The sequence below is a fragment of the Bordetella genomosp. 5 genome (assembly GCF_002261475.1).
Classification (GTDB): Bacteria; Pseudomonadota; Gammaproteobacteria; order Burkholderiales; family Burkholderiaceae_B; genus Bordetella.
Genome location: NZ_NEVN01000002.1, coordinates 310,288 through 333,513 on the forward strand (window position 1 = coordinate 310,288; position 23,226 = coordinate 333,513).

A 23,226-nucleotide genomic window follows, 5' to 3' on the forward strand; every position below is an offset into this window, starting at 1 on the left:
GCCACGGCGGCGCACCTCCGGCAGCGCCGGGGATCAGGCGCCCGCGATTTCGGCGATGTCGTCCTGCCAGACGCCATCGACCAGCATCTGCAGCGGCCGGAATCCCGCCTTATAGGCCATTTTCTGGCTCGCGCCGATCCAGTAGCCGAGATAGAGCCAGGGCAGCTCGAGCGTGCGGCATTGTTCGATCTGCCACATGACGCTGTAGGTGCCCAGGCTGCCGCGCAGGGCCGGATCATAGAAGGTGTAGACCGACGACAGGCCGTCGTCGAGGACATCGATGATGGACACCATGGCCAGGTGCCCCGATGGCGTGCGGAACTCGACCAGACGCGTGTTGACACGTGTGGTGAGCAGGAACTGCGCGTACTGCGTGCGGCTGTCTTCGTCCATGCCGCCGCCGGGGTGGCGGCCCTGCTGATAACGGGTGTAGAGCTCGTAGTGTTCGGGCGACCACGCCAGCTCGGCCACCAGCGGGCGCAGCGTATCGTGCGCACGCCAGGCGCGCCGCTGGCTGCGGCTGGGCATGAAGCGCGCGGCATCCACGCGCACCGGGATACAGGCGCGGCAGCTGTCGCAATGGGGCCGATAGGTGAAGAGGCCGCTGCGGCGAAAGCCCTGTTCGACCAGATGCGAGTACGTGCCGGCGTTGATCAGGTGGCCGGGGGCGGCGACCTGCGAGCGCGCCTGGCGGCCGGGCAGATAGCTGCACGGATAGGGCGCCGTGGCGTAGAACTGCAGCGTGGAGAAGGGTAGTTCTTTGAGCTGGCTCATCGGGACTGCCGAAAAGGTCCGAATTTGCCGGGACCGGTTCGGAACATATTAACGCCGATCCGGGGGCGCTGACATCGTTCGCCGGACGGGCGACACACACCGCAGGGGGCAGCGCCGCCGTGCCGTCGCGGGCGCGTGAGAGCGGCGCCGACTCAGGCGGGCGGTGGCAGCGGGTGGAGGCGGCCGGCGGCGTCGAGCCAGCCGGGATGCCAGTCGGGCGCCGCTTCGCGCACCACGGTGCGCACATGGCGCAGAAACGCGGCCCGGGGAATCGGCGCGGCGCCCAGGCTGCCCAGGTGCGAGGTCTGCTGCTGGCAATCGATCCAGGCCACGCCCTGCGCGCGCAGAAAGCCCACCAGGTAGGCCAGCGCGATCTTCGAGGCGTCGGTGACGCGGGCGAACATCGATTCGCCGAAAAACATCTTGCCCAGGCTCACGCCGTACAGGCCGCCGGCCAGCCTGCCATCGATCCAGGTCTCGATACTGTGGGCCTGGCCCGCGGCGTGCCAGGCGATGTAGGCATTGCGCACTTCCTGGGTGATCCAGGTGCCGTGCTGGGTCTTGCGCGCCTGCGAGCAGGCCAGGATCACGTCGGCGAATGCGGTGTCGACGCGCACCTGCACACTGGCATGCGGGTGCTCGTCGCGCGCGAGCTTGCGCAGAAGTTTGCGCAGGCTGTGCGAGGGCGCGAAGTCGGTGCAGGGCAGCACCATGCGCGGATCCGGGCTCCACCAGAGCACGGGCTCACCCTCGGCATACCAGGGAAAAATGCCGTTGGAATACGCCTGGCGCAGCCGCGTGACGGTGAGTTCGCCGCCCGCCGCCAGCAAGCCGTCGGGTTCGCTGAGCGCCGTCTCGGGCGGCGGGAAGGGCGTGTCGGCGGCGAGCCAGGGCAGCTTCAAGGTATCAGCGATGCGATTCGAGGGTGTAGTGGTGCGTGCGCAGCGTGCCGGCCCGGCGGTCGGCCAGGAAGCGTTCGAGCGTGGTGGCCACGGTGCGGAACGACAGCTCGTCCCAGGGGATCTCGGCCTCGCTGAAAAAGCGCGCCTCCAGGCTTTCGGGGCCCGGATCGAGCTCATCGCTCAGGCACTCCGCCAGGTAGAACAGATGCACCTGTTCGACCTGCGGCACATCGATGATGGTGTAGAGCTCGCCCAGCTTGATCTTGGCGCCAGACTCCTCGAGCGTTTCGCGCGCGGCGCCCTGCGCCGTGCTTTCGCCGAGTTCCATGAAACCCGCCGGCAGCGTCCAGGTGTCGTAGCGCGGCTCGATGGCGCGACGGCACAGGAGGATACGGTCCTGCCACACCGGCACGGTCCCCACGACCATGCGCGGGTTCTGATAGTGGATGGCGCCGCAGTGATCGCAGACGTCGCGTTCCCGATTGTCGTCTTCCGGCACGCGGTGGTTGACGGTCGAACCGCACTGGCTGCAGAAGCGCGCGCGGCGCGGGGCGGGGAAGTAGCGAATGGGCGAAGTCATGAATCTGATTCTACCGGTTGCACGCCGGCGCGGGAGGGCCTGACGCCGGGCTGCGCGCCACCGAAGCGCCGCTCCAGATGTTCGACGAAGGACCGCACCTTGGGCGAGAGCAGGCGGCGATGCGGATACACCGCCACCATCGTCAGCGGGGTGTGCCGATACTCGGTGAGCAGCGGCACGAGCCGGCCCGTGCGCACGTCGTCGCCCACCAGAAAATCGGGCTGCAGGATGATGCCGTGCCCGGCCAGCGCCGCGGTGCGCAGGACATCGCCATTATTGGCGCGGAAGGCGGGCGCGATGCGGATCACATGCGTGTGACCGTCGCGTTCAAAATGCCAGTCGTTGCCGGTGCTGGCGTAGCTGTAGTGCAGGCAGCGATGCTGGCGCAGGGCCTCGGGCTCGCGCGGCGTGCCGTGCCGCTCAAGATAGGCGGGCGCAGCGCACACCACGAGTTGCTGGGGGGCCAGCGGGCGCGCCACGAGCGAGGAGTCCTGCTGCGGCCCGATCCGCACCGCCACGTCGAAGCCGTCTTCGACCAGATCCACCACGCGGTCGTTCAGGTCGAGATCGATCACGACCTGCGGATACGCCGCCAGATACTCGGCGATGGCCGGCCCGAGGTTGAGCACCCCGAATGACACGGGCGCGCTCACGCGCAGGCGTCCGGTGGGCTGACGGCCCTGAACCTGCAGGGCCAGATCGAGCTCTGCGAGGTCTCCCAGGATCGGGCGGATGCGCTCGAGAAAGGCCCGGCCGGCGTCGGTCAGGCTGAGTTTGCGCGTCGTGCGATTGAGCAGGCGCACGCCGTACTTCTGCTCCAGGTAAGCGATCTGCCGGGTCACCACCGACCGGGCAAGTCCGGCTTTTTCGGCGGCGGCGGCGAACGACCCCAGTTCGATGACCTTGGCGAAGGTCTGCATGGCGGTGACCGTATCCATGAGCGCTCCAGCTTTGTTTCAATTCGGGGAATAATTATTTGCAATTCTGCATGTTTATCTTGATTTTAGGAACCGACAGAATGCCGCCATCGCGTATCCGCGATGTTTTTCGGTTCCGAATTGGAGATAACAAAATGATCGATACCCGCACCGCCCCGTACGCCGCCTTGCTGCTGCGTCTCGCCCTGGGCGTGATGTACCTGGCGCACGGCCTGACCAAGCTGATGGTGTTCACGCTACCGGGCACCGCCAAGTTTTTCGCCAGCGTGGGCTTCCCGGGGTGGCTCGCCTACCCGGTCACCGCCTTCGAGATCGTGGGCGGTCTGTTTCTCATCATCGGCGTGCTGCCGCGCTGGGTCGCGGCGTTCGCGGCGGTGCAACTGCTGGCCGCGGCCAGCGTGCACTTCGGCAATGGCTGGGGCTTTGCCTCGACGGGCGGCGGTTGGGAATATCCGGTGTTCCTGGCCGTGGCGGCGGCTGCGCTTGCCCTGCTGGGCGACGGCAAGTTCGTGCTGCTTGGCAGCCAGCGCCGCGCGACGCGCTGACGCTTCTACCGCAGCGCGCGTCGCGCCGACGCGTTGTCCCGCAGCCCGCGTCGTGACGACGCGTTCTCCCGCAGCACGCGTCGAGCCGACGCGTTGTCCGGCGGGCCGGCCGGGCCCTGTCGCACAGGGCGACGGCGAGATGCGGCGCCGGTGAGGTAAGGGCGCTAGACCGTGGGCTGTGCCACGAAGCCCAGCCTTGCCGGCAAGGCTGAGCGTGCCACCGTCAAGAGCGGCGCAGGCTCGGCGAAGGCGGGGTGGCGCAGATGCAGCGCCTCGTCGTCGGGGGCGGACGACTCCAGGTGGTCCCACAGTGGGGTGCCGTCCGCCAGCGTCAGCACGTCGATCACCCCGGCCAGATCGCGATCCTCGATCACGCCCGGTCCGGCGTCGGTGCTGGCGTAGAGCAGACCGGTTTCGTCCAGCCACCACGCCTGGATCGACTGGATCTCACGCCGCGTGTGCGTATGCAGCCCTGCGCCGCGCTCGGCGCCGCGCAGGATGTAGGGCGCCGCGTCGATGCGCACGTACACGCGCTGCGGGCCGTTCTGGAAGAACCAGCGGCCTTGCTCGTCGTGTTCGTAGTTGCGTTCGATGAAGGCGAGGATCTGGGTATTCGTGATGGACTCGCCCGGACCGCCTTCGGCCGCATCGCCTTGCGGATGCAGGTGCCAGCGGCCGCGACCATCGAGCGAAAGCCAGCCCGCGACGGCGGGCACGTTGGGCCAGCGGACCAGCGCGGCTTTCACATCATCATCCATGGGGCAGCACTCGTAGGGTTGCGCATCGAACCGGCTCACGCCGGCGGCGGGTTGAGAGGGCGCTGCGCGCGGACGCGCGGCGATGTTCAGGGGCGAATGACGATGGAGGGCGAGATGATGATGGCGGGCTCGCCCGGCGCCACGTAGTGCGGCTGCGGATAGGCCGCCTGCGGGTAGGCATACGACGGGCGACACTTGCGCTTCTCTTCGTAGCGCCCGTTCTTCTTCCATTTGCGCTCGACCTTGCACTGTCCATCCCAGTACTTGTCCTTGTACTCGCCATGATGATGGTGGCGGTGACGATGACGGTCGTCATGGTCGGCCATGGCAGCCAGCGGGACACAGGTTAGGGTGAGGGTGGCAAGGGCTCGGCCCAGATGGGTTCGCAAAGGCGTCGCGTTCGGCATGGAGGCTAAGGCGCCCGACAGGCACGCAGAGTTGTCAACGGTTCGTAAGGTAGCAACCCGGTCCGAGGCCATGGGTACGCAAGCGTGCGCAAGGGTAACGATATGCAGAGAATGCCGCGACTGCCACCGGGGAGGCGCGTGGTGCGTGCAACATCTTTCGCCGCGGCTCGCCGCTCACGACTTGCCATTCGCCGCACGCTGCGCGCCATGCTCGCCAGCACAGGCCGGCGTGTTGGAGCGGCACGCGCCGCGCGCCGCTCGCCGCGCCGCCTTTTCAATAGTGCGGCGGCACTTCGTCGAGCAGGCTGCGCGGTGCCGACGGGGCATTGCGGCCCTGCTCGCGCAGGTCGTGCACTTCGCGCGCCAGCGCTTCGATCTGCTGCTGTTGGCGCGCGATGATCGTGTTCAGACTGTCGAGCAAGTCTTCGGCAAAGCTGAACTTGATCTCGAGTTCCGTCAGGCGCTCCTGCGTCTGCTGCAGCGCGTCGGGGGAAGAGGTATCGGTGGATGTCATGGTGATGGGCAGGCGAGCGGATTTGACGGGAGGGGGCGAAAGACGCTACTGTCTGAACCCATGGACGCACGCCTGACCTTTCTCGCTTCGAGCATTATTACCGCCATTATCCACATGGCGGGTCAGGCCACGAAATAGTCCAGCAAATTTCAAAGAACCCGCCTACGAGGCGGGTTCTTTTTTTTCTGTCTCGTGGGCGCTGTCGAATCACCGGAGCCCCACTTGTACGAGACCCTAGCCGCGCCCGCCGCGCCTCATACCGCCGCCACCGCCCCGCTCGCCACCGATCCCGGACAGGACCTGGCCGCGTACTACGCCCGCAAGACCCTCAACGCGCCCGTCTACGAGGTTGCCGTGCAGACGCCGCTGCAACCGGCCGCACGCCTGTCGCGTCAGCTGGGCTGCGAGGTGTTGCTCAAGCGCGAAGACCTGCAGCCGGTGTATTCCTTCAAGGTGCGCGGCGCCTACAACCGCGTGGCCAGTCTGAGTGCGCAGGAACGGGAGCGTGGCGTGATCGCCGCGTCGGCGGGCAACCATGCCCAGGGGCTGGCGCTGGCGGCCCGGCGGCTGGGCATTCCGGCCACGATCGTGATGCCGCGCACCGCGCCCGAGCTCAAGGTGCAGGGTGTGCTGTCGCATGGCGCGCAGGCCGTGCTGCACGGCGATGCCTTTCCTGAAGCCCTGGCGCACGCGCAGGCGCTGGCCCAGGCGCAAGGCCTCGTGTTCATTCCGCCTTACGACGATCCCGATGTGATCGCGGGGCAGGGCACGGTGGCCATGGAGATTCTGCGTCAGCATCCCGGCCGCATCGACGCCATCTTCGTGCCCGTGGGCGGCGGCGGGCTGATCGCGGGCGTGGCGGCCTACGTGAAGCACGTGCGGCCCGACGTCAGAGTGATCGGCGTGGAGCCCGCGGATTCCAACTGCCTGCAGGCGGCGCTCGCCGCCGGTGAGCGCGTGGTGCTCGATCGCGTCGGCGCCTTCGCCGATGGTGTCGCCGTGGCGCAGATCGGCGCGCATCCGTTCGAGGTGTGCCGGCGCTACGTGGACGAGGTGATCCTCGTGAGCGCCGACGAGATCTGCGCGGCCATCAAGGACATCTACGACGACACGCGCTCCATCACCGAGCCCGCCGGCGCACTGGCGGTGGCGGGGCTGCGCAAGTATGCGCAAGCGGGTGGCGCCCGGGGCGAGGTGCTGGTCGCCATCGACTCCGGCGCCAACATCAACTTCGACCGGCTGCGGCATGTGACCGAGCGGGCCACGCTGGGCGAGCAGCGCGAAGCCTTGATCGCCGTGACGATACCGGAGCGGCCGGGCAGCTTTCGGGCCTTTTGCGCGGCGCTCGGCGCGAGGCAGGTCACCGAGTTCAACTACCGCTATCACGCGGGCGCCGACGCGCAGATATTCGTGGGCGTGCAAACCCATCCCGAGCGTGATCCGCGCGAGTCGCTGCTTGCCAGCCTGCGCGATCAGGGCTTTTCGGTTCTGGATCTGACGGACAACGAATTCGCCAAGCTGCACGTACGGCACATGGTGGGCGGCCGGGCCGACAACATCGAGGACGAGCGCGTGCTTCGCTTCGAGTTTCCCGAGCGGCCGGGCGCGCTGTTCGATTTCTTGAGCAAGCTGGGCGGGCGCTGGAACATCACGATGTTCCATTACCGCAATCACGGCGCGGCCGAGGGTAGGGCGGTGGCGGGCCTGCAAGTGCCCGCAGAAGAACGCGACCGCTTGCCGGAGGTGCTCGACGCGATGGGCTACCCGTATTGGGACGAGACCGGCAATCCGGCCTATCGGATGTTCGTGCGCTGACGCGCGGCCGGCATGCGTGGCCTGGCCGCCATCGGTCTATCGCGCGTCCGCCCGTGCCTTAAGTGGCGGGGGTCCGCGCGATAGCGGACCGTCGGGTCAGGCCGTGAAGCGGCTGCGGCCCAGCACCCGCAGGGCCAGGTGGCGACCCGCGCTCATGAAGGGATAGAGCGCGCGCGACAGGCACGCGTTGCTGAACACCATGGCATTGAACTGATTGAAGAGATCATTGCCGGTGGACAGCAGCGCCAGCCGATTGATGCAGTCGGCGCCGAAGTAATCCTGGCCGTCCAGATGCAGCAGCATGCCCTTGTCGAGGTCGTAGCCTTGCTCGGCGTAGGTGCGCGCGAGCTCGGGATGTTCGCGCACATTGAGCAGATCGACCTGCCCGACCGCCTGGCGCAGACGCAGGAGTTTGACGTAGTTGGTGCAGAACGGGCAGTCACCGTCGTACAGCACGAAGTTGCGGGATTGAGGCATCACGAACACCGGTGGATCAGGGCATTCCAGCATACCGCGCATCGGGAGCCGGTGAGCGCAAACGCCTGGCGCAGAAATGACAAAGGCCCGCATCGAGCGGGCCTGGGTCATTACTGGGTCACTGCCGGGTCACAGCCTGTTCAGCTGGAGGCGCAAGCCGGAATCGAACCGACGTACACGGATTTGCAATCCGCTGCATAACCACTCTGCCATTGCGCCGGCAGATCACAAGAAAAAAGGAAGCGAGGCGAGAGCCAGGTGCATCCCTTTTAGATGTCTGGAGCGGGAGACGAGTCTCGAACTCGCGACCTCAACCTTGGCAAGGTTGCGCTCTACCAACTGAGCTACTCCCGCAGATTTACTGCGCTCTTCACTTTAGAAACCCGGCGACTCTTGCGAATCAGGCGTCAGGGCGGTTGGTAAACACTGAAAAAGTGTTCATGCCCTGCTGGGTTTCGGATCGCGAGCGCTTTGTTTTCACAAGGGCTGCGTGATCAGCGAAGAAAAGAATTATACATGGTTTTTTGGTTCGTGTTCAAGTTGCCGACATGACAACGCAAAAAAACGAACGTGCTCGCGACTTACTCGTCGTCCGCGCGCGGTGCGCGGCCCTGGAGCCACTCAAGATAAGGGCGGCGCGTCACTTCGGACACGGACTCCAGCACCTTGCGATGATTGACCTGATGGCGCAGCAGCAGACGTGCATCGGCGACCGCGCGCGATTTGCAGAACCAGTGGCAGCTGTGCTGCAGCAGGTAGAGCTCGGCGGACAGATGAAACGCACGGGCCTTGGGATCGAGGCCCTCGGCATTGTCCACGACATGACGCAGGCCGTTCGCGTGAATCGCGATCAACACACGGAAGTCGCGCAGCATGCCGTTCGGCAGAAAGCGCTCGGCATACGGCACGCAGAACGACAGGGCGGTCATGCGCGTGGCCTGCGGGTTTTCGTCGCGCAGGCTATTGGCCAGCGCGCGAGCCTGCGATGCCAGCGAGCGTTCGGACGGCGCGAAGGTCTCCAGGATCTGAAGCTGGCGCGGTTCGCTTTCTTCGCGGATGGCGCGCGCGTATCCCTGGGTCAGAGTCTCCATGTGCTTTTCGAGCTGGAGGTTGGCCAGGTGGCGCCCGAGCAGGGCGATGTGCGATCGCTGATATTGCACGCGCAAGAACTGCCACGCGGCAAACACCAACAACAACGTCAATGCAAAATCCATGACTCGTGTTCCGTCAAAAGCACACCTTACCGCGCGCGACCCGCAAAGGCGCGCGGCAAAAACAAAAGGCCCAAACCGAAGTTTGGGCCTTTTGAGAATTTGGAGCGGGAGACGAGTCTCGAACTCGCGACCTCAACCTTGGCAAGGTTGCGCTCTACCAACTGAGCTACTCCCGCATGGGTACTGCAAACTGCTGTCTTGCTTGTTTTCGCTGCATTTGTGTTTCAGCGAAAGACGCGCATTATACATGTTTTTTTAAATCTGCAAACTGGGCTGAAAAATTCTTTGGTTCGAACCTTTCTGCTTGGCATCCTGGCGTGGCTTGCACCGTGTCGGGATGGTTTGCATCAAACATGTGTTTTCGAGCGCGCTGCTCTCAAACGTCTTCGCCTGGTTGGCACTTCTTGGTTGGCAATCTTGGTTTCGCAACCTTGGCCAACCGAGCCGCGCTACTTGAATCAAGTAAACTGAGCGAAGACAGAAACTATAGCACAACTCGTAGCATCAATGTCAACAACCCCCGCGTCTGATTCTTCGCAACCTCCCGTCGCGCTGCCGGTTCTGCCGCAGTCGCTGACCGCGCGCAATACGCTAGGCCTCGTTTGCGATGCGCGAGCGTGCTTCACGCTGGACGACCCTGCCCAGCTGCCCGCGCTCACGGTGCTGGCACGGCAATTCGCCTCGGTGCTGGTGCTGGGCGGGGGCAGCAATATGGTGCTGCCCCGTCATGTCGACGGGCTGGTCGTGCGCGTCGCGCTGCGCGGCTTGCGTCTGTTGCAGGCGCGCCCGGATGCGTGGATCGTCGAGGCGGCCGCGGGCGAAATCTGGCACGAGGTCGTGGCGCAAACCCTGGCCAGTGGCTGGGATGGGCTCGAGAATCTGGCGTTGATCCCCGGTACGGTCGGCGCCAGTCCGGTACAGAACATCGGCGCGTATGGCGTCGAGCTGGCCGATCGCTTCGACAGCCTGACGGCCTGGGATCTGCATGAGGGCCGGATGGTCGAGATGGACGCCGCGCAATGTCGCTACGCCTATCGCGATAGCGTCTTCAAGCACGAACCCGCGGGCCGCTGGATCATCGTGTCGGTGCGATTCCGTTTGCCGCGGCCGTGGCGCCCGGTGCTGGGCTATCCCGATCTGCAGCGCCATCCGCAACTCGCGGCGGCCAGCGCCAACGGCGCGGGTCCGCGTGCGCAGGACATCTTCAATGCGGTGTGCGAGATCCGCCGCGCCAAGCTGCCGGATCCCGCCCTCATCGGCAACGCCGGCAGTTTCTTCAAGAATCCGCTGGTGTCCGCCGAGCAGCGCGAGGCCTTGCTGGCGCGCTTTCCCGACCTGGTGTCGTATGCGCAGCCCGATGGCCGCTACAAGCTCGCCGCGGGCTGGTTGATCGACCAGTGCGGCTGGAAGGGCCGCGATCTGGGCGCGGCCGGCGTGCACGAACGCCAGGCGCTGGTGCTCGTGAATCGGGGCGGCGCGCAGGCCGCCGACATCCTGGCACTCGCCCGCCGGATCCAGGACGATGTGCGGTCGCGCTACGGCGTCACGCTCGAGCCCGAGCCGGTGGTGGTGCAGGGCGCCTCGGCCTGAGCGACGACAGAGCAGACAACAAAAAAGCGGCCGGGGCCGCTTTTTTATCGCGCCGCACAGCGCGCGGTCGTCGAGGCTTACTGGCCCAGCACGGCCTGCATGTCGTACAGGCCGTTGTGCTTGCCGTCGAGGAAGCGCGCCGCACGCACGGCGCCTTGCGCGTAAGTGACGCGGCTGCTGGAGCGATGCGTGATTTCGATGCGCTCGCCCGGGCCGCAGAAATACACGGTGTGATCGCCCACGATATCGCCGCCGCGGACCACCGAGAAGCCGATCGTGCCGGGCTTGCGCACGCCGGTGTCGCCATGACGCGTCCAGGTGGCGACGTCGGGCAGCGCGACATCCCATGCCGAGGCCACGACCTCGCCCATCTTGAGCGCGGTGCCCGAGGGCGCATCGACCTTGTTGCGGTGATGCGCTTCGAAGACTTCGACGTCGTAGCCGCTGTTGAGCAGGCGCGCGGCCATGTCGAGCAGCTTGAGCGTGGCGTTGACGCCGACGCTCATGTTGGGCGCGAAGACCACGGCGATCTTCTGGGCGGCGACGTCGATCGCGGCGCGACCGTGTTCGTCGAAACCCGTGGTGCCGATCACGATGTTGGTGCCGTGCTTGACGCACGCCTCGAGGTGCACGAGCGTGCCTTCGGGGCGGGTGAAGTCGATCAGGCAGTCGGCCTGCGCCAGCGCGGCGAGATCGTCGGTGATCTTCACGCCGGTGTCGCGGCCCAGGAAGGCGCCCGCGTCCTGGCCGAGGCTGGCGGATCCGGCGCGGTCGAGCGCGACGGTCAGTTGCAGGCCGTCGGTGGAGAGCACGGATTCGACCAGCATCTGGCCCATCCGGCCGCTGGCGCCGGCGATTGCGATACGCATGGTGTTCCTTGGCTTACTTGATCGGTTCGGGCGTCGAACCCGGCTGGCCGGGGTATTCGGTTACGGACGGCGTGGGCGAATTGATGACCGGGCCGCGGCGGGTCTTGTCGGCCTCTTCCTCGCGCTTGGCGTCGCGCGCGTCGTCCTTGTCATCCTTCTTGATGGTGGCGGCGTCGGGCGTGTTGATCTGGAAGGGCTGCAGCGCGGGCTGCTCGTCGCCGCTCCATTTCACCAGGCGGTCGTTTTCGAACCAGACCGTGAACTGACGCTCTTCGGGCTTGCCGTAGCCGGGCTTGAAGTAGTAGGGGTAGTCCCAGCGATCGCCGTGCAGGACGCTGGTCAGGGTGGGGCTGCCGAGCGCGAATCGCACTTGCTCACGCGTCATGCCATTCTGCAGCAGGGCCACCTGCTCGCTGGTAATCCAGTTGCCCTGCTGGATGTCGGCCCGGTACGGGAAACCCCATTTGCCGGTCGAGCAGGCACTGAGAACAGCCGCCAGGGCCACGGTCACCAGCACCGTCTTGACGGGCCGGAAGGGATTACGTGCAATCATGGACACTACGCGCCCCTATTATTGGAAACGAACAAAACCGTTATCATAAAGGTTTAATAACGAGTTCCGCAGGGCAGTGGGCATCTCGAAGCACTGGGCTTGCGGCCGATGCCGGGTATCCTACCCAACCCATGCCACCGCGGACGGAGAGCGATTACACCATGAGCGACCAAAGCGAACTGAAAAACATGGGTTTGAAGGCGACGTTTCCGCGCCTGAAGATTCTGGACATCTTCCGCAAGTCCGAGCACCGTCACCTGAGCGCCGAAGACGTCTACCGGGCCCTGATCGGCGAAAGCGTCGAGATCGGCCTTGCCACCGTCTACCGCGTCCTGACCCAGTTCGAGCAGGCCGGCATCCTGGCGCGCAGCCAGTTCGATACGGGCAAGGCCGTGTTCGAGCTCAACGACGGCGATCACCACGATCACCTGATCTGCACCAACTGCGGCACGGTCGTCGAATTCTCGGATCCCGACATCGAGAAGCGCCAGCACAAGATCGCCAAGGACAACGGCTTCCTGCTTGAAAGCCACGCCATGGTGCTCTACGGCATCTGCGCCACCTGCCAGAAGTCGCGCTGATCGGCCGCGGCGGCCAGGCTCGCCGTTGCCGCGCCCCTCTGCCGTCCGGGCCGCGACAGGCCGGACCGCGACAGGCCGGGCCACGACAGGCCGGGCCACGACATGCCGGGCCGGCTAGCTGAGCACAACAGCCCCCCAAGAAAAAACCGCCTTGCAGCGATGCAGGCGGTTTTTTTTCGGACCGGGTGCGGGGATGGCAGCCCCGGCATGGCCGCCGGGGGGCCCGGATCGCCCGCGCTGGCCGGTGGCGGCGCGCGGGCCGGCCGCGTCTCAGCCGGCGTGCGCGGCCAGCGGGCGGGTCATGGCGTCGAGCATTTCGCGGGCATGATCGCGGGTCGTGGCGGTGATCTGGATGCCGCCCAGCATGCGCGCCACCTCTTCGACGCGCTCGTCGGCGGAAAGCTCGGCGATGCGCGAACGCGTTGTGCCGCCGGATTCGCTCTTGCTCACGCGGAACTGCGTGTTGCCGCAAGCCGCCACCTGCGGCAGGTGCGTGACGCACAGGACCTGATGGCGTGCGCCGAGTTCGCGCAGCAGCTTGCCCACCACCTCGGCCACGGCACCGCCCACGCCGCTATCGACTTCGTCGAAGATCAGTGTGGGCACGCGCGCGGCGCGGCTGGCGATGACCGACAGCGCCAGCGAAATGCGGGAGAGCTCGCCCCCGGAGGCGACCTTGGCCAGCGGGCGCGGCGTGGTGCCGGCATGACCGGCCACCAGAAATTCGACCTGTTCGTTGCCCTGGGCGCTGGGCGGGGCATCCGTGAGCGCGGCCTCGAAGCGGCCACCGGCCATCGACAGCGTCTGCATGGCCTGGCTGACCAGCTTGCCGAGCTCCTTGGCGATCTTGCGCCGCGCCGTGCTCAAGCGGCCGGCGGCGGCGTCGTAGCGCTCCTGGGCCGCGCGGGTCTGGGCCTGCAGCGCCTGCACGTCGCCGGCGGCCTGCAGCTCGGCCAGGCGGGCCGACAGCTCGGCCTCGACGACGGGCAGGGCTTCGGGCTCGCACTTGAACTTGCGCGCGGTCTCGAACACGGCGGACAGGCGCGCCTCGACATCGGCGAGGCGTTGCGGATCGAGCTCCACGCGGCTCACGTAGTTGTTGAGGTCGGAGACGGCCTCGTCCATCGCGATGCGGGCGGAATCCAGGGCTTCGGCGATGCCGGCAAGCCCGGGGTCGTGGCGCTGCATCTGGGCCAGACGTTGGCTCGCGCCGTTGAGCCGGTGCAGCGCGGAATCGTCTTCGCCATCGAGCGCCTCGACGATGAGGCTGGCGCCGTCGAGCAGACTTTGCGCATGGGCCAGGCGGGTGTGCTCCACCTGCAGGGCTTCCCATTCGCCTTCGCGCAGGCCGAGCTTGGCGAGCTCGTCGGCTTCCCATTGGAGGCGCTCGCGCTCCGCCTCGAGCGCCGCCGCGTCTTTCGTGGCGGTTTCGAGTTGGCGCGACAAGGCGCGCCATTGCTTGAAGGTGTGCGCGGTGTCCTGGCGCAGCTCGGCATGACCGCCGTGCGCGTCCAGCAGATCGCGCTGTGCGTCGGGCCGCATCAGGCTCTGGTGCGCGTGCTGTCCGTGAATGTCGACGAGGTTTTCGCCGAGTTCGCGCAATTGCGTGAGCGTGGCCGGCACGCCGTTGACGTAGGCACGGCTGCGCCCCTGGGCATCGATCACGCGGCGCAGGGTGAGCTCTTCGGCGGCTTCGAGTTCGCGCTCTTCGAGCCAGGGCCGCAGGGTGGCCGGGGTGTCGAAGATGGCGGTGATATCGGCGCGTGCCGCGCCCTCGCGCAGCACCGAGGCGTCGCCGCGCTCGCCGAGGGCCAGCGCCAGCGCATCGATCAGGATGGACTTGCCCGCACCGGTCTCGCCGGAGAAAACGGTGAAGCCGGCGCCGAAATGGATTTCGGTCTGCTCGACGATGACGAAGTCACGGATATGCAGGGTTCGCAGCATGACGAGCGCGGAGGGTTATTCGTTGTCGGTGGCCTGCGGCATCTGATTCCAGTGCAGTTTGCGGCGCAGGGTTGAGAGGAAACTGTAGCCCTGCGGGTGCACGAAACGCACGGTATGCGGGGCGCGCTGCACGGTGATGCGGTCGCCGGGCTGCAGGTCGGACCAGGTCTGCATGTCGAAATGCACGCTGGCGCCGACTTCCACGCGGCCCATGGCGGTGAGGGTCATGCTGAGCACGCCGCTGCCCGGAATCACGATGGGACGGTTCGACAGGCTCTGCGGCGCGACGGGCACCAGCACCATGGCGTCGAGGCCGGGGTGCAGGATGGGGCCGTTGGCCGACAGCGCGTACGCCGTCGATCCCGTGGGCGTGGCGATGATGAGGCCGTCGGCACGCTGGGTGTACATGTAAGCGTCGTCGAGCTCGACGCGCATCTCGATCATGCCGCCGCGGCCGGCGCGGTTGAGCACGACGTCGTTGAGGGCCGAGGCGGAGAACATCTCCTGCTCACCGCGCCAGACGCTGCCTTGCAGCAGCGTGCGGTCTTCGATCTGGTAGTCGCCATCGAGGACACGCGCGAGCGCGCTCTGAGAATCGTGCAGCGCGATGTCGGTGATGAAGCCGAGCCGGCCGTGGTTGATGCCGACCAGCGGCACCCCATAGCGCGCCAGATAGCGCGCCGCGCCCAGCACCGTGCCGTCGCCGCCCATCACCACGGCGAGCGAGGCGCCTTCGCCGATCTGCTGCAGCGTGGCTTCGGGGTATTCGTGCACGCCGGTGTTGCGCGCCGTATCGGCTTCGATCAACACGGCGCGGCCGGCTTGCGTCAGCATGTGCGCCAGCGCGCGCAGCGGCGCATCCAGGCCCGTGTCCTGGTAGCGGCCGATCAAGGCGACGGTGGGGAAGTGCATAGGGGCGCCGTAGGGTAGAGGATCTGGTGTAGCTTATCAGGGCATTATATGGGGCCGCATATTGTGTTGGCGGACAAAAATCGCCTACGGCACAACTTTTCCCTAAAATACGCTTATGGATGACCGCGCACGTGCACTGCTCAAAGCGTTGATCGAACGCTACATCGCCGACGGGCAACCGGTCGGCTCGCGCACGCTTTCCAAAGTGTTCGACCTGTCGCCGGCCACGATACGCAACGTGATGGCCGACCTCGAAGAGCTCGGCCTGATCCACAGTCCGCACACCTCCGCCGGCCGGATTCCCACGCCGCGCGGCTATCGCATGTTCGTCGATTCGCTGCTGGCCGTGCGGCCGTACCAGTTCGAGCCGGCCAATATCAGCGAGATGCTGCCCGTGGCCGAGCCGAGCCGGGCGGTCAACGCGGCGGCGGCGCTGCTGTCCAATCTCACCCAGTTCGCCGGCGTGGTGCTCACGCCCAAGCGGGCGCAGGTGTTCCGCCAGATCGAATTCATCCGCCTGTCCGACAAGCGCGTGCTGCTCATCATCGTCACGCCCGATGGCGATGTGCAGAATCGCATCATGTCGGTGCAGCGCGATTACGCCGATACCGAGCTGATCGAGGCCGGCAATTTCTTCAACGTGCATTTTTCGGGCAAGTCGTTCGATGCGGTGCGCCGCACGCTGTCGACCGAGCTGGCCCAGCTCCGCGAAGACATCTCGCGGCTGATGCAGGCCGCGGTCGAGGCCTCGGCCGAAGCGGCCGAAGATGGCGACGCGGTGGTGATCTCGGGCGAGCGCAAGCTGCTCGACGTCTCGGATATCGCATCCGACATGGACCGGCTGCGCAAGATGTTCTCGCTGTTCGAGAAAAAAACCGACCTGCTGCAATTGCTCGACGTGTCGAGCCGTGCGCAGGGGGTTCAGATCTACATCGGCGGCGATTCGCAGCTGGTGCCGATGGAAGAAGTGTCCGTCATCACGGCGCCTTATGGCGTCGATGGCAAGGTCGTGGGCACGCTGGGCGTGATCGGCCCGACCCGGATGGCCTACGAGCGCGTGATTCCCATCGTGGACATCACAGCCCGTCTGCTCTCCAATGCCTTGAGCCACAATCAATAACCATAACCGGGTCCGCCATCCGCCTGCGCGGGAGGATGTGCGGCCTGCAGAGAGGTGTTTTGTGTTTCTGCGCCTGTTCAAGTATCTCTGGCCCGAGCGCTTCCTGCCCGAGCCCGCTCAGGATGATCCGTTCAACGAAGACCCGCCGCCCAGCGGTCCGGGCCGCGTCGGCGTGCTGCTGGTCAATCTGGGTACGCCCGACACGCCGGAGCCGCGTGCGATCCGCAAGTATCTGGGCGAGTTTCTGGCCGATCCGCGCGTCATCGAGATCCCGCGCTACCTGTGGCTGCCCATTCTGCACTGCATGGTGCTGACGGCGCGGCCCAAGAAGCTCGCGCCGCGCTACCGCGGCATCTGGCTCGAGGATGGCTCGCCGCTGCTGGTCTACAGCCAGCGGCAGACCGAGGGTGTGAAGCAGAATCAGGCCGCGCGCGGCTACGACGTCGAGGTCGAGCTGGCGATGCGTTATGGCAATCCCTCGATTCCCGATGCGATCGCGCGTCTGCGTGCGCGGGGTGTCGACCACATCCTCACGGTGCCGCTGTATCCGCAATACGCCGCATCGACCTCCGCCACGGTCGTCGACGCGGTGACCCGCCACGTGGGGCGCCTGCGCGACCAGCCGGCGCTGCGCTTCGTCAAGCGCTTCCACACCGAACCCGCGTGGCTCGATGCCCAGGCCGCCAGGATCCAGGATTTCTGGCAGGCGAATGGCCGGCCGGCCAAGCTGGTGATGAGCTTTCACGGTCTGCCGCGCTATTCGATCGAGCTCGGCGATCCCTACTACCGCGATTGCCTCGAGAGTGCCCGTCTGCTGCGCGAGCGACTCGACTTTCCGGCGGAGGACATCGAGGTCACGTTCCAGAGCCGCTTCGGTTCGGCGCGCTGGCTCGAGCCTTACACCGAACCCACCCTGAAAGAGCTGGCACGCCGCGGCGTGACCGAGGTCGACGTGGTGTGCCCCGGTTTCGTGGCCGACTGCCTCGAAACACTCGAAGAAATCAGCCAGGAATGCCGCGACGCGTTCCTCGAGGCAGGGGGCAAGCAGTTCCGGTATATCCCGGCGCTCAACGACGACGGCCGCTGGATCGACGGACTGACCGAGCTGGTCGAGCGGCAACTGCAGGGCTGGCCCGTTCGGCCGCAGGGCGAGACCGCCCGGATCGGACCGGCCTGACCGCGACCGGGTGAGGAGGGGGACGCTGAGCGCGGCGCCCGCCCCGCCGCCGCGCCGGTGATTCCGCTCGCCCCCGGCCTCGGGAACGATGCTTGCTCATAGGCAAGGCGTTGATTTCTCAAGGAGAAGGCAGGATGAATGCTTCCACTCGCCCCGGCGTCGGTACCTCCGGCGCCCCCGGTCACGACAAGCTGCAGGAAGACGGCGCCCAGCGCGACCTCGACGAAGCGCTCGAGGACACCTTCCCGGCCAGCGACCCGATTGCCATCACCCCCGAAGACGACGAGTCTCAGCCCCGCCCGGGCAAGGACACGGTCGACGAGGCCCTCGAAGACACGTTCCCGGCCAGCGATCCGCCGGCACCGACCCAGCCGCGCAAGCAGCGCTGACTCCCGGCACAGCGGGCCCGCCTCAGGCGGGCCCGTTTTTTTATGCGAAGACTCAATTTTTTTATTCGGACGGTATAGACCCACCTTGAAACGTGGGTATTGGCCCCCATTGAGAGGTCTTGAGTCGAATCACCTTTGTCGGAGGACCTCCCATGACGGCACCCCAAGAGCCGCTCGATCCCGTGCCCACGCCCGAATCGGGTGAGGCTGTCAGCGCCGCCCAGGACGAGCTGGCCGCACTGCGCGCTGAACTCGAAGCAGCCCAGGCCACCATCCAGGCCCAGCAAGACCAGATTCTGCGTACCGCAGCCGAAGCCGAGAACGTGCGTCGCCGTTCCCAGGAAGATGTGACCAAGGCCCGCAAGTTCGGCATCGAATCGTTCGCCGAAAGCCTCGTGCCGGTCAAGGACAGCCTGGAAGCCGCGCTGGCACAGCCGGAGCAAACCGTGGAAACGCTGCGCGAAGGCGTCGAAATGACCCTCAAGCAGTTGGCCGCCGCGTTCGAACGCAACCAGCTCGCGGACATCGATCCGGCGCAGGGCGACAAGTTCGATCCGCACCAGCACCAGGCGATTTCGTCGGTGCCGGCCCCCCAGCCCGCCAATACGGTGGTGCAGGTTCTGCAGAAGGGCTACGCCATCGCCGACCGCACGCTGCGTCCGGCGCTGGTGATCGTGTCCGCGGGCCAGGGCTGATCGCATGAGTTCCGGCCCCAATTTTGACCCGACCGCGGTGTTCGAGGTGTTCTCGATGCGCCCGGTCGACAGTGCCAGCTTCGACGCCGAGGTCGTGAATGCCTCCGGCGACGATCTGCGCTGCGTTTTCCTTTGGGGCCAGGACTGCTACAACTGCAACATCTTCAAGCAGACCGCGCTCTTGCACAAAGACGCGCTGCTGGGCCTGGGACTGAGCTGGTTCCAGGCCGACGTGTACGCGGACGAGGCGCTCGGGCGCCGGTTTTCGCTGCACGGCGTGCCGACTTTCATGATGTTTCGCGGCGGAAAGCGGCTCGGACGCATTACCGGCTGGCCCGGATTGCCGCAGTTTTCGGCTGCGATACACCGTCTGCAGACGGGCTCTTGAAAAACCCTGAGCCCGACCCCAGTTAGGCTGGGACCGAGTTTTTTGAACCCAAATCACTGTTTTCACTAGGTATTCCTACCATGAGCAAAATCATCGGCATTGACCTGGGCACGACCAATAGCTGCGTGGCAGTCATGGATGGCGGCCAGGTAAAGATCATCGAAAACGCCGAAGGCGCCCGCACGACCCCGTCGATCGTCGCCTACATGGACGACGGCGAGACGCTGGTCGGCGCGCCGGCCAAGCGCCAGGCTGTCACCAATCCCAAGAACACCCTGTACGCCGTCAAGCGTCTGATCGGCCGCAAGTTCGACGAGAAGGCGGTCCAGAAGGACATCCACCTGATGCCCTATGGCATCGTCAAGGCCGACAACGGCGACGCGTGGGTCGAAGTGCGTGGCAAGAAGCTCGCGCCTCCTCAAGTGTCGGCCGAAGTGCTGCGCAAGATGAAGAAGACCGCCGAAGACTACCTCGGCGAAGAAGTCACCGAAGCCGTGATCACGGTGCCGGCCTACTTCAACGACAGCCAGCGCCAGGCCACCAAGGACGCCGGCCGCATCGCCGGTCTGGAAGTCAAGCGCATCATCAACGAGCCGACCGCGGCCGCGCTGGCTTTCGGCCTCGACAAGACCGAAAAGGGCGATCGCAAGATTGCCGTGTATGACCTGGGTGGCGGCACGTTCGACGTGTCCATCATCGAAATCGCCGACGTCGATGGCGAGAAGCAGTTCGAAGTGCTGTCGACCAACGGCGACACGTTCCTGGGCGGCGAAGACTTCGACCAGCGCATCATCGATTACATCATCGGCGAGTTCAAGAAAGAGCAGGGCGTCGACCTCTCGAAGGACGTGCTGGCGCTGCAGCGCCTGAAGGAAGCCGCCGAAAAGGCGAAGATCGAGCTGTCTTCGAGCCAGCAGACCGAAATCAATCTGCCGTACATCACGGCCGATGCGTCGGGTCCGAAGCACTTGAACCTGAAGATCACGCGCGCCAAGCTGGAAGCGCTGGTCGAAGAGCTGATCGAGCGCACCATCGAGCCCTGCCGCGTCGCCATCAAGGACGCCGGCGTCAAGGTCTCGGACATCGACGACGTGATCCTGGTCGGCGGCATGACCCGCATGCCCAAGGTCCAGGAAAAGGTGAAGGAATTCTTCGGCCGCGATCCGCGCAAGGACGTTAACCCCGACGAGGCCGTGGCCGCTGGTGCCGCGATCCAGGGTTCGGTGCTGTCCGGTGAACGCAAGGACGTGCTGCTGCTCGACGTGAGCCCGCTGTCCCTGGGTATCGAAACCCTCGGCGGCGTCATGACCAAGATGATCCCGAAGAACACCACGATCCCGACGCGCTTCTCGCAGACGTTCTCGACGGCTGACGACAACCAGCCCGCCGTGACCATCAAGGTGTTCCAGGGCGAGCGCGAAATCGCCGCCGGCAACAAGGGCCTGGGCGAGTTCAACCTCGAGGGGATCCCGCCGGCGCCGCGCGGCATGCCGCAGATCGAGGTCACGTTCGACATCGACGCCAACGGCATCCTGCACGTGTCCGCCAAGGACAAGGGCACCGGCAAGGAAAACAAGATCACCATCAAGGCGAACTCGGGTCTGTCCGAAAGCGAGATCGAACGCATGGTGAAGGACGCCGAGGCCAACGCCGAGGAAGATCACCGCATGGCCGAGCTGGCGCAGACGCGCAACCAGGCCGATGCGCTGGTGCACGCCACGCGCAAGTCGCTGACCGAATACGGCGACAAGCTCGAGGCCTCGGAGAAGGAAGCCATCGAAGCGGCGATCAAGGACGTCGAGTCCAGCCTGCAATCGACGGACAAGGCCGAGATCGATGCCAAGGTCGAAGCACTGACCACCGCGTCGCAAAAGCTGGGCGAAAAGATGTATGCCGACATGCAGGCGCAGCAGGCTGCCCAGCAGTCGCAGCACCAGCAAGCGGCCGACAACGCCAAGCCGGTGGACGACAACGTGGTCGACGCCGACTTCAAGGAAGTCAAGCGGGACCAGTAAAGTCCGGTCTATGATGTCCGATTCCCGCCCGGTGGCCGGTTTTTCCGGTTCCCGGGCGGAGTCGTTACAAGTTCCCCGAATTTCGGCTCTTTCCGGAGCCCTCTAATCATCATGGCAAAACGCGATTACTACGAAGTTCTCGGCGTGGCAAAAAACGCCACGGACGACGAGCTCAAGAAGGCCTACCGGAAGCTGGCCATGAAATACCATCCGGACCGCAATCCGGATAGCAAGGACGCCGAGGACAAATTCAAGGAGGCCAAAGAGGCCTACGAAGTCCTGGGCGACGAACAGAAGCGGGCGGCGTACGATCGCTACGGTCACGCGGGCGTCGATCCCAACGCGGCCGGCATGGGTGGCGCGGGCATGGGCGGCGGCTTTGCCGATGCCTTCGGCGACATCTTCGGCGAGATCTTCGGTGCCGGCCGTCGCGGTGGCGGCGGGGGCCCGCAGGTCTATCGCGGCGCCGATCTCAAATACGCACTGGAAATCACGCTCGAGCAGGCGTCGGCCGGCTTCGACACCGAGATCCGCGTGCCCAGCTGGGAAAACTGCGATGTGTGCCATGGGTCGGGCGCCAAGCCCGGCACCACGCCCAAGACCTGCCGCACCTGCGGTGGCTCGGGCGCCGTGCGCATGCAGCAGGGTTTCTTCAGCGTGCAGCAAACCTGCCCGACCTGCCATGGCAACGGCAAGGAGATCACCGATCCCTGCACGGCGTGCGATGGCGTGGGTCGCACCCGCCGCAACAAGACGCTGCAGGTCAAGATTCCGGCCGGGATCGACGACGGCATGCGCATCCGTTCGAGCGGCAACGGCGAGCCGGGCGTCAATGGTGGCCCCCCGGGCGATCTGTACGTCGAGATCCACATCAAGCAGCACCGGATCTTCCAGCGCGATGGCGACGATCTGCACTGCGAGCTCACCATTCCGTTCACCACCGCGGCGTTGGGCGGTGATCTGCAGGTGCCCACGCTCGGCGGCAAAGCGGAGATCGCGATCCCCGAGGGCACGCAGTCCGGCAAGACTTTCCGTCTGCGCGGCAAGGGCATCAAGGGGGTGCGGGCCAGCTACCCCGGCGATCTGTACTGCCACGTCGTGGTCGAGACGCCGGTGCGCCTGAGCGACGAGCAGAAGAGCATCCTGCGTCAGTTCGAGGCTTCGCTCAACGACGGTGGCGACCGCCACTCGCCGCAGAGCAAGTCCTGGACGGATCGCGTCAAAGAGTTCTTCAGCTGATCCCGATGGCATCACCGCGTGGCGTGGCCGCGCGGCGATGAACGAAACCCCGGTCTGCGTTCTCACGCGACCGGGTTTTTTTTTTGTTTGCACGGGTCCGGCGCTGTGGACGTAAAAAAAGCCCGGAACGCCATGAACGCGTTCCGGGCCGGGTGCCGGGAGTGGGGCGGGGGGCGGTCACTGCACCGGCACCCACCTACCCCTTACATCGGGGTACGCTCGGGCGGGTAGTCAAGATTGCCCCGTGACACCAGCCCCGCGTTGCGGGCATCCTGCAGTTCGGCCTGGACATGCTCACGCGATTCGCCGCTGGGCATGCGATCCGAGGTCAGCACGGGGTAGTCGAGCTGATCCGTGGGGATCATGCCGGCCGTGCGGGCCTGGTCCAGTTCCTCGCGCACCTCTGCGCGGGTCAAGGGCGGCTCGGTCTGGACCATGGGGGGCGGGTAGTCCAGGTTGCCGTGCGTCACGCGACCTTGGTCGCGTGCCTGATCCAACTGCGCGCGCACTTCAGCGCGGGTCGGCTCTCCCTGTGAGGTCATCGCGGTTTCCGCAGCTGCGGCACCGGCGAAGGTGAACGTGGCGATGAGCGTTGCGGCCAGCGTCTTGTTCTTGAGCTTCATGATGATGTCCTCCGATTGAGTCAGGCAAGGAATGACCTTGCACGATTTCAGTATGGACACGTCTTTCTTCGGTGAAAACCCCGGAATGTGAGCCGATCTTTCGAGATTTCGGGGCTTCCCTGGGGCGGGTCTTGCCAAGCCTTGCCTCGCGTAGCGTTTGTTCACGGGTATGCAAGCGCATCCGACAAACCCCTTTCGCGATGTGCA

Annotated in this window: 25 protein-coding genes and 3 tRNA genes; 11 read left to right on the plus strand and 17 right to left on the minus strand. The window is 65.8% G+C overall.

Annotation, left to right across the window (positions count from 1 at the left end):
* Positions 1 to 33: 33 nt before the first annotated feature.
* The 4 genes from CEK29_RS05020 to CEK29_RS05035 all read right to left on the minus strand — a co-directional run bounded on the left by CEK29_RS05020 (position 34) and on the right by CEK29_RS05035 (position 3,194).
* Positions 34 to 774 (minus strand): arginyltransferase, encoded by a 741-nt coding sequence (locus CEK29_RS05020; RefSeq protein ID WP_094803362.1) that lies wholly within the window; start codon positions 772 to 774, stop codon positions 34 to 36.
* Positions 775 to 926: 152 nt separating this feature from the next.
* Entirely contained in the window at positions 927 to 1,676 is a 750-nt protein-coding gene (gene aat / locus CEK29_RS05025; RefSeq protein ID WP_094857486.1) for a leucyl/phenylalanyl-tRNA--protein transferase, read from the minus strand.
* 4 nt (positions 1,677 to 1,680) lie between these two features.
* Positions 1,681 to 2,256, minus strand: coding sequence for an NUDIX hydrolase (locus CEK29_RS05030; RefSeq protein ID WP_094857487.1), 576 nt, complete (start codon positions 2,254 to 2,256; stop codon positions 1,681 to 1,683).
* Positions 2,253 to 3,194 carry a LysR family transcriptional regulator gene (locus CEK29_RS05035; RefSeq protein WP_176456837.1) on the minus strand — a complete coding sequence of 314 codons (942 nt, stop codon included), beginning with the start codon at positions 3,192 to 3,194 and terminating at the stop codon, positions 2,253 to 2,255. Before CEK29_RS05035 ends, CEK29_RS05030 begins: the two co-directional genes overlap by 4 nt.
* A 134-nt stretch (positions 3,195 to 3,328) precedes the next feature.
* Here CEK29_RS05035 and CEK29_RS05040 point away from each other — a divergent pair, with 134 nt between their 5' ends.
* The gene (locus tag CEK29_RS05040; RefSeq protein WP_094857488.1) at positions 3,329 to 3,739 is read left to right on the plus strand and encodes a DoxX family protein; all 411 of its coding nucleotides are present in this window, start codon (positions 3,329 to 3,331) and stop codon (positions 3,737 to 3,739) included.
* A gap of 164 nt (positions 3,740 to 3,903) precedes the next feature.
* Here the strand turns inward: CEK29_RS05040 and CEK29_RS05045 are convergent, their stop codons facing one another.
* From CEK29_RS05045 to CEK29_RS05055, 3 genes are all read right to left on the minus strand, one after another.
* Positions 3,904 to 4,497 (minus strand): DUF2946 family protein, encoded by a 594-nt coding sequence (locus CEK29_RS05045; RefSeq protein ID WP_094803354.1) that lies wholly within the window; start codon positions 4,495 to 4,497, stop codon positions 3,904 to 3,906.
* 86 nt (positions 4,498 to 4,583) lie between these two features.
* Positions 4,584 to 4,823, minus strand: a complete 240-nt coding sequence (locus CEK29_RS05050) for a hypothetical protein (protein ID WP_249279182.1) — start codon at positions 4,821 to 4,823, stop codon at positions 4,584 to 4,586.
* Between the two features lie 355 nt (positions 4,824 to 5,178).
* Positions 5,179 to 5,418 carry a SlyX family protein gene (locus tag CEK29_RS05055; RefSeq protein WP_094803350.1) on the minus strand — a complete coding sequence of 80 codons (240 nt, stop codon included), beginning with the start codon at positions 5,416 to 5,418 and terminating at the stop codon, positions 5,179 to 5,181.
* A 222-nt stretch (positions 5,419 to 5,640) separates the two neighbouring features.
* Here CEK29_RS05055 and ilvA point away from each other — a divergent pair, with 222 nt between their 5' ends.
* The gene (gene ilvA, locus CEK29_RS05060; RefSeq protein ID WP_094857490.1) at positions 5,641 to 7,233 is read left to right on the plus strand and encodes a threonine ammonia-lyase, biosynthetic; all 1,593 of its coding nucleotides are present in this window, start codon (positions 5,641 to 5,643) and stop codon (positions 7,231 to 7,233) included.
* 96 nt (positions 7,234 to 7,329) lie between these two features.
* On the opposite strand, the gene CEK29_RS05065 is transcribed toward ilvA, so the two are convergent.
* The 5 genes from CEK29_RS05065 to CEK29_RS05085 form a co-directional block, all read right to left on the minus strand.
* Entirely contained in the window at positions 7,330 to 7,710 is a 381-nt protein-coding gene (locus CEK29_RS05065; protein ID WP_094803887.1) for a DCC1-like thiol-disulfide oxidoreductase family protein, read from the minus strand.
* A 145-nt stretch (positions 7,711 to 7,855) separates the two neighbouring features.
* A tRNA-Cys gene (locus CEK29_RS05070) sits at positions 7,856 to 7,929 on the minus strand.
* 59 nt (positions 7,930 to 7,988) lie between these two features.
* Positions 7,989 to 8,064: transfer RNA gene (locus CEK29_RS05075), tRNA-Gly, on the minus strand.
* Between the two features lie 227 nt (positions 8,065 to 8,291).
* Positions 8,292 to 8,924: a hypothetical protein gene (locus tag CEK29_RS05080; RefSeq protein ID WP_094803346.1), complete on the minus strand. Its 633-nt coding sequence runs from the start codon at positions 8,922 to 8,924 to the stop codon at positions 8,292 to 8,294.
* 100 nt (positions 8,925 to 9,024) lie between these two features.
* A tRNA-Gly gene (locus tag CEK29_RS05085) sits at positions 9,025 to 9,100 on the minus strand.
* A 331-nt stretch (positions 9,101 to 9,431) separates the two neighbouring features.
* Here CEK29_RS05085 and murB point away from each other — a divergent pair.
* Complete coding sequence (gene murB / locus CEK29_RS05090) at positions 9,432 to 10,514, plus strand: UDP-N-acetylmuramate dehydrogenase (protein ID WP_094857491.1); 1,083 nt, start codon at positions 9,432 to 9,434, stop codon at positions 10,512 to 10,514.
* Positions 10,515 to 10,591: 77 nt separating this feature from the next.
* On the opposite strand, the gene dapB is transcribed toward murB, so the two are convergent.
* Together dapB and CEK29_RS05100 are read right to left on the minus strand one after the other, a co-directional pair.
* The gene (gene dapB / locus CEK29_RS05095; protein ID WP_094799721.1) at positions 10,592 to 11,383 is read right to left on the minus strand and encodes a 4-hydroxy-tetrahydrodipicolinate reductase; all 792 of its coding nucleotides are present in this window, start codon (positions 11,381 to 11,383) and stop codon (positions 10,592 to 10,594) included.
* Positions 11,384 to 11,396: 13 nt separating this feature from the next.
* Positions 11,397 to 11,936 carry an outer membrane protein assembly factor BamE gene (locus tag CEK29_RS05100; RefSeq protein ID WP_094857492.1) on the minus strand — a complete coding sequence of 180 codons (540 nt, stop codon included), beginning with the start codon at positions 11,934 to 11,936 and terminating at the stop codon, positions 11,397 to 11,399.
* A 161-nt stretch (positions 11,937 to 12,097) separates the two neighbouring features.
* Here CEK29_RS05100 and fur point away from each other — a divergent pair, with 161 nt between their 5' ends.
* Positions 12,098 to 12,517 (plus strand): ferric iron uptake transcriptional regulator, encoded by a 420-nt coding sequence (gene fur / locus CEK29_RS05105; protein ID WP_094799719.1) that lies wholly within the window; start codon positions 12,098 to 12,100, stop codon positions 12,515 to 12,517.
* Between the two features lie 270 nt (positions 12,518 to 12,787).
* Here the strand turns inward: fur and recN are convergent, their stop codons facing one another.
* Positions 12,788 to 14,461: a DNA repair protein RecN gene (recN, locus tag CEK29_RS05110; RefSeq protein ID WP_094857493.1), complete on the minus strand. Its 1,674-nt coding sequence runs from the start codon at positions 14,459 to 14,461 to the stop codon at positions 12,788 to 12,790.
* A gap of 15 nt (positions 14,462 to 14,476) precedes the next feature.
* Positions 14,477 to 15,373, minus strand: coding sequence for an NAD kinase (locus tag CEK29_RS05115; protein ID WP_094799717.1), 897 nt, complete (start codon positions 15,371 to 15,373; stop codon positions 14,477 to 14,479).
* 115 nt (positions 15,374 to 15,488) lie between these two features.
* On the opposite strand from CEK29_RS05115, the gene hrcA reads away from it, so the two are divergent.
* The 7 genes from hrcA (at position 15,489) to dnaJ (ending at position 22,396) form a co-directional block, all read left to right on the plus strand.
* Entirely contained in the window at positions 15,489 to 16,493 is a 1,005-nt protein-coding gene (gene hrcA, locus CEK29_RS05120; protein ID WP_094799716.1) for a heat-inducible transcriptional repressor HrcA, read from the plus strand.
* Positions 16,494 to 16,554: 61 nt separating this feature from the next.
* Complete coding sequence (gene hemH, locus CEK29_RS05125) at positions 16,555 to 17,670, plus strand: ferrochelatase (protein WP_094857494.1); 1,116 nt, start codon at positions 16,555 to 16,557, stop codon at positions 17,668 to 17,670.
* 134 nt (positions 17,671 to 17,804) lie between these two features.
* Entirely contained in the window at positions 17,805 to 18,059 is a 255-nt protein-coding gene (locus CEK29_RS05130) for a hypothetical protein (protein WP_094799714.1), read from the plus strand.
* 152 nt (positions 18,060 to 18,211) lie between these two features.
* Positions 18,212 to 18,754 carry a nucleotide exchange factor GrpE gene (grpE, locus tag CEK29_RS05135; protein ID WP_094799713.1) on the plus strand — a complete coding sequence of 181 codons (543 nt, stop codon included), beginning with the start codon at positions 18,212 to 18,214 and terminating at the stop codon, positions 18,752 to 18,754.
* A gap of 4 nt (positions 18,755 to 18,758) precedes the next feature.
* A complete protein-coding gene (locus CEK29_RS05140) occupies positions 18,759 to 19,142 on the plus strand; it encodes a thioredoxin family protein (RefSeq protein ID WP_094799712.1) in 384 nt (127 codons plus the stop codon).
* Positions 19,143 to 19,222: 80 nt separating this feature from the next.
* Positions 19,223 to 21,157: a molecular chaperone DnaK gene (gene dnaK / locus CEK29_RS05145; RefSeq protein ID WP_094799711.1), complete on the plus strand. Its 1,935-nt coding sequence runs from the start codon at positions 19,223 to 19,225 to the stop codon at positions 21,155 to 21,157.
* Between the two features lie 111 nt (positions 21,158 to 21,268).
* Positions 21,269 to 22,396 (plus strand): molecular chaperone DnaJ, encoded by a 1,128-nt coding sequence (dnaJ, locus tag CEK29_RS05150; RefSeq protein ID WP_094799710.1) that lies wholly within the window; start codon positions 21,269 to 21,271, stop codon positions 22,394 to 22,396.
* 203 nt (positions 22,397 to 22,599) lie between these two features.
* Here the strand turns inward: dnaJ and CEK29_RS05155 are convergent, their stop codons facing one another.
* Positions 22,600 to 23,079 carry a DUF4148 domain-containing protein gene (locus CEK29_RS05155; protein WP_141217907.1) on the minus strand — a complete coding sequence of 160 codons (480 nt, stop codon included), beginning with the start codon at positions 23,077 to 23,079 and terminating at the stop codon, positions 22,600 to 22,602.
* Positions 23,080 to 23,226: the final 147 nt, after the last annotated feature.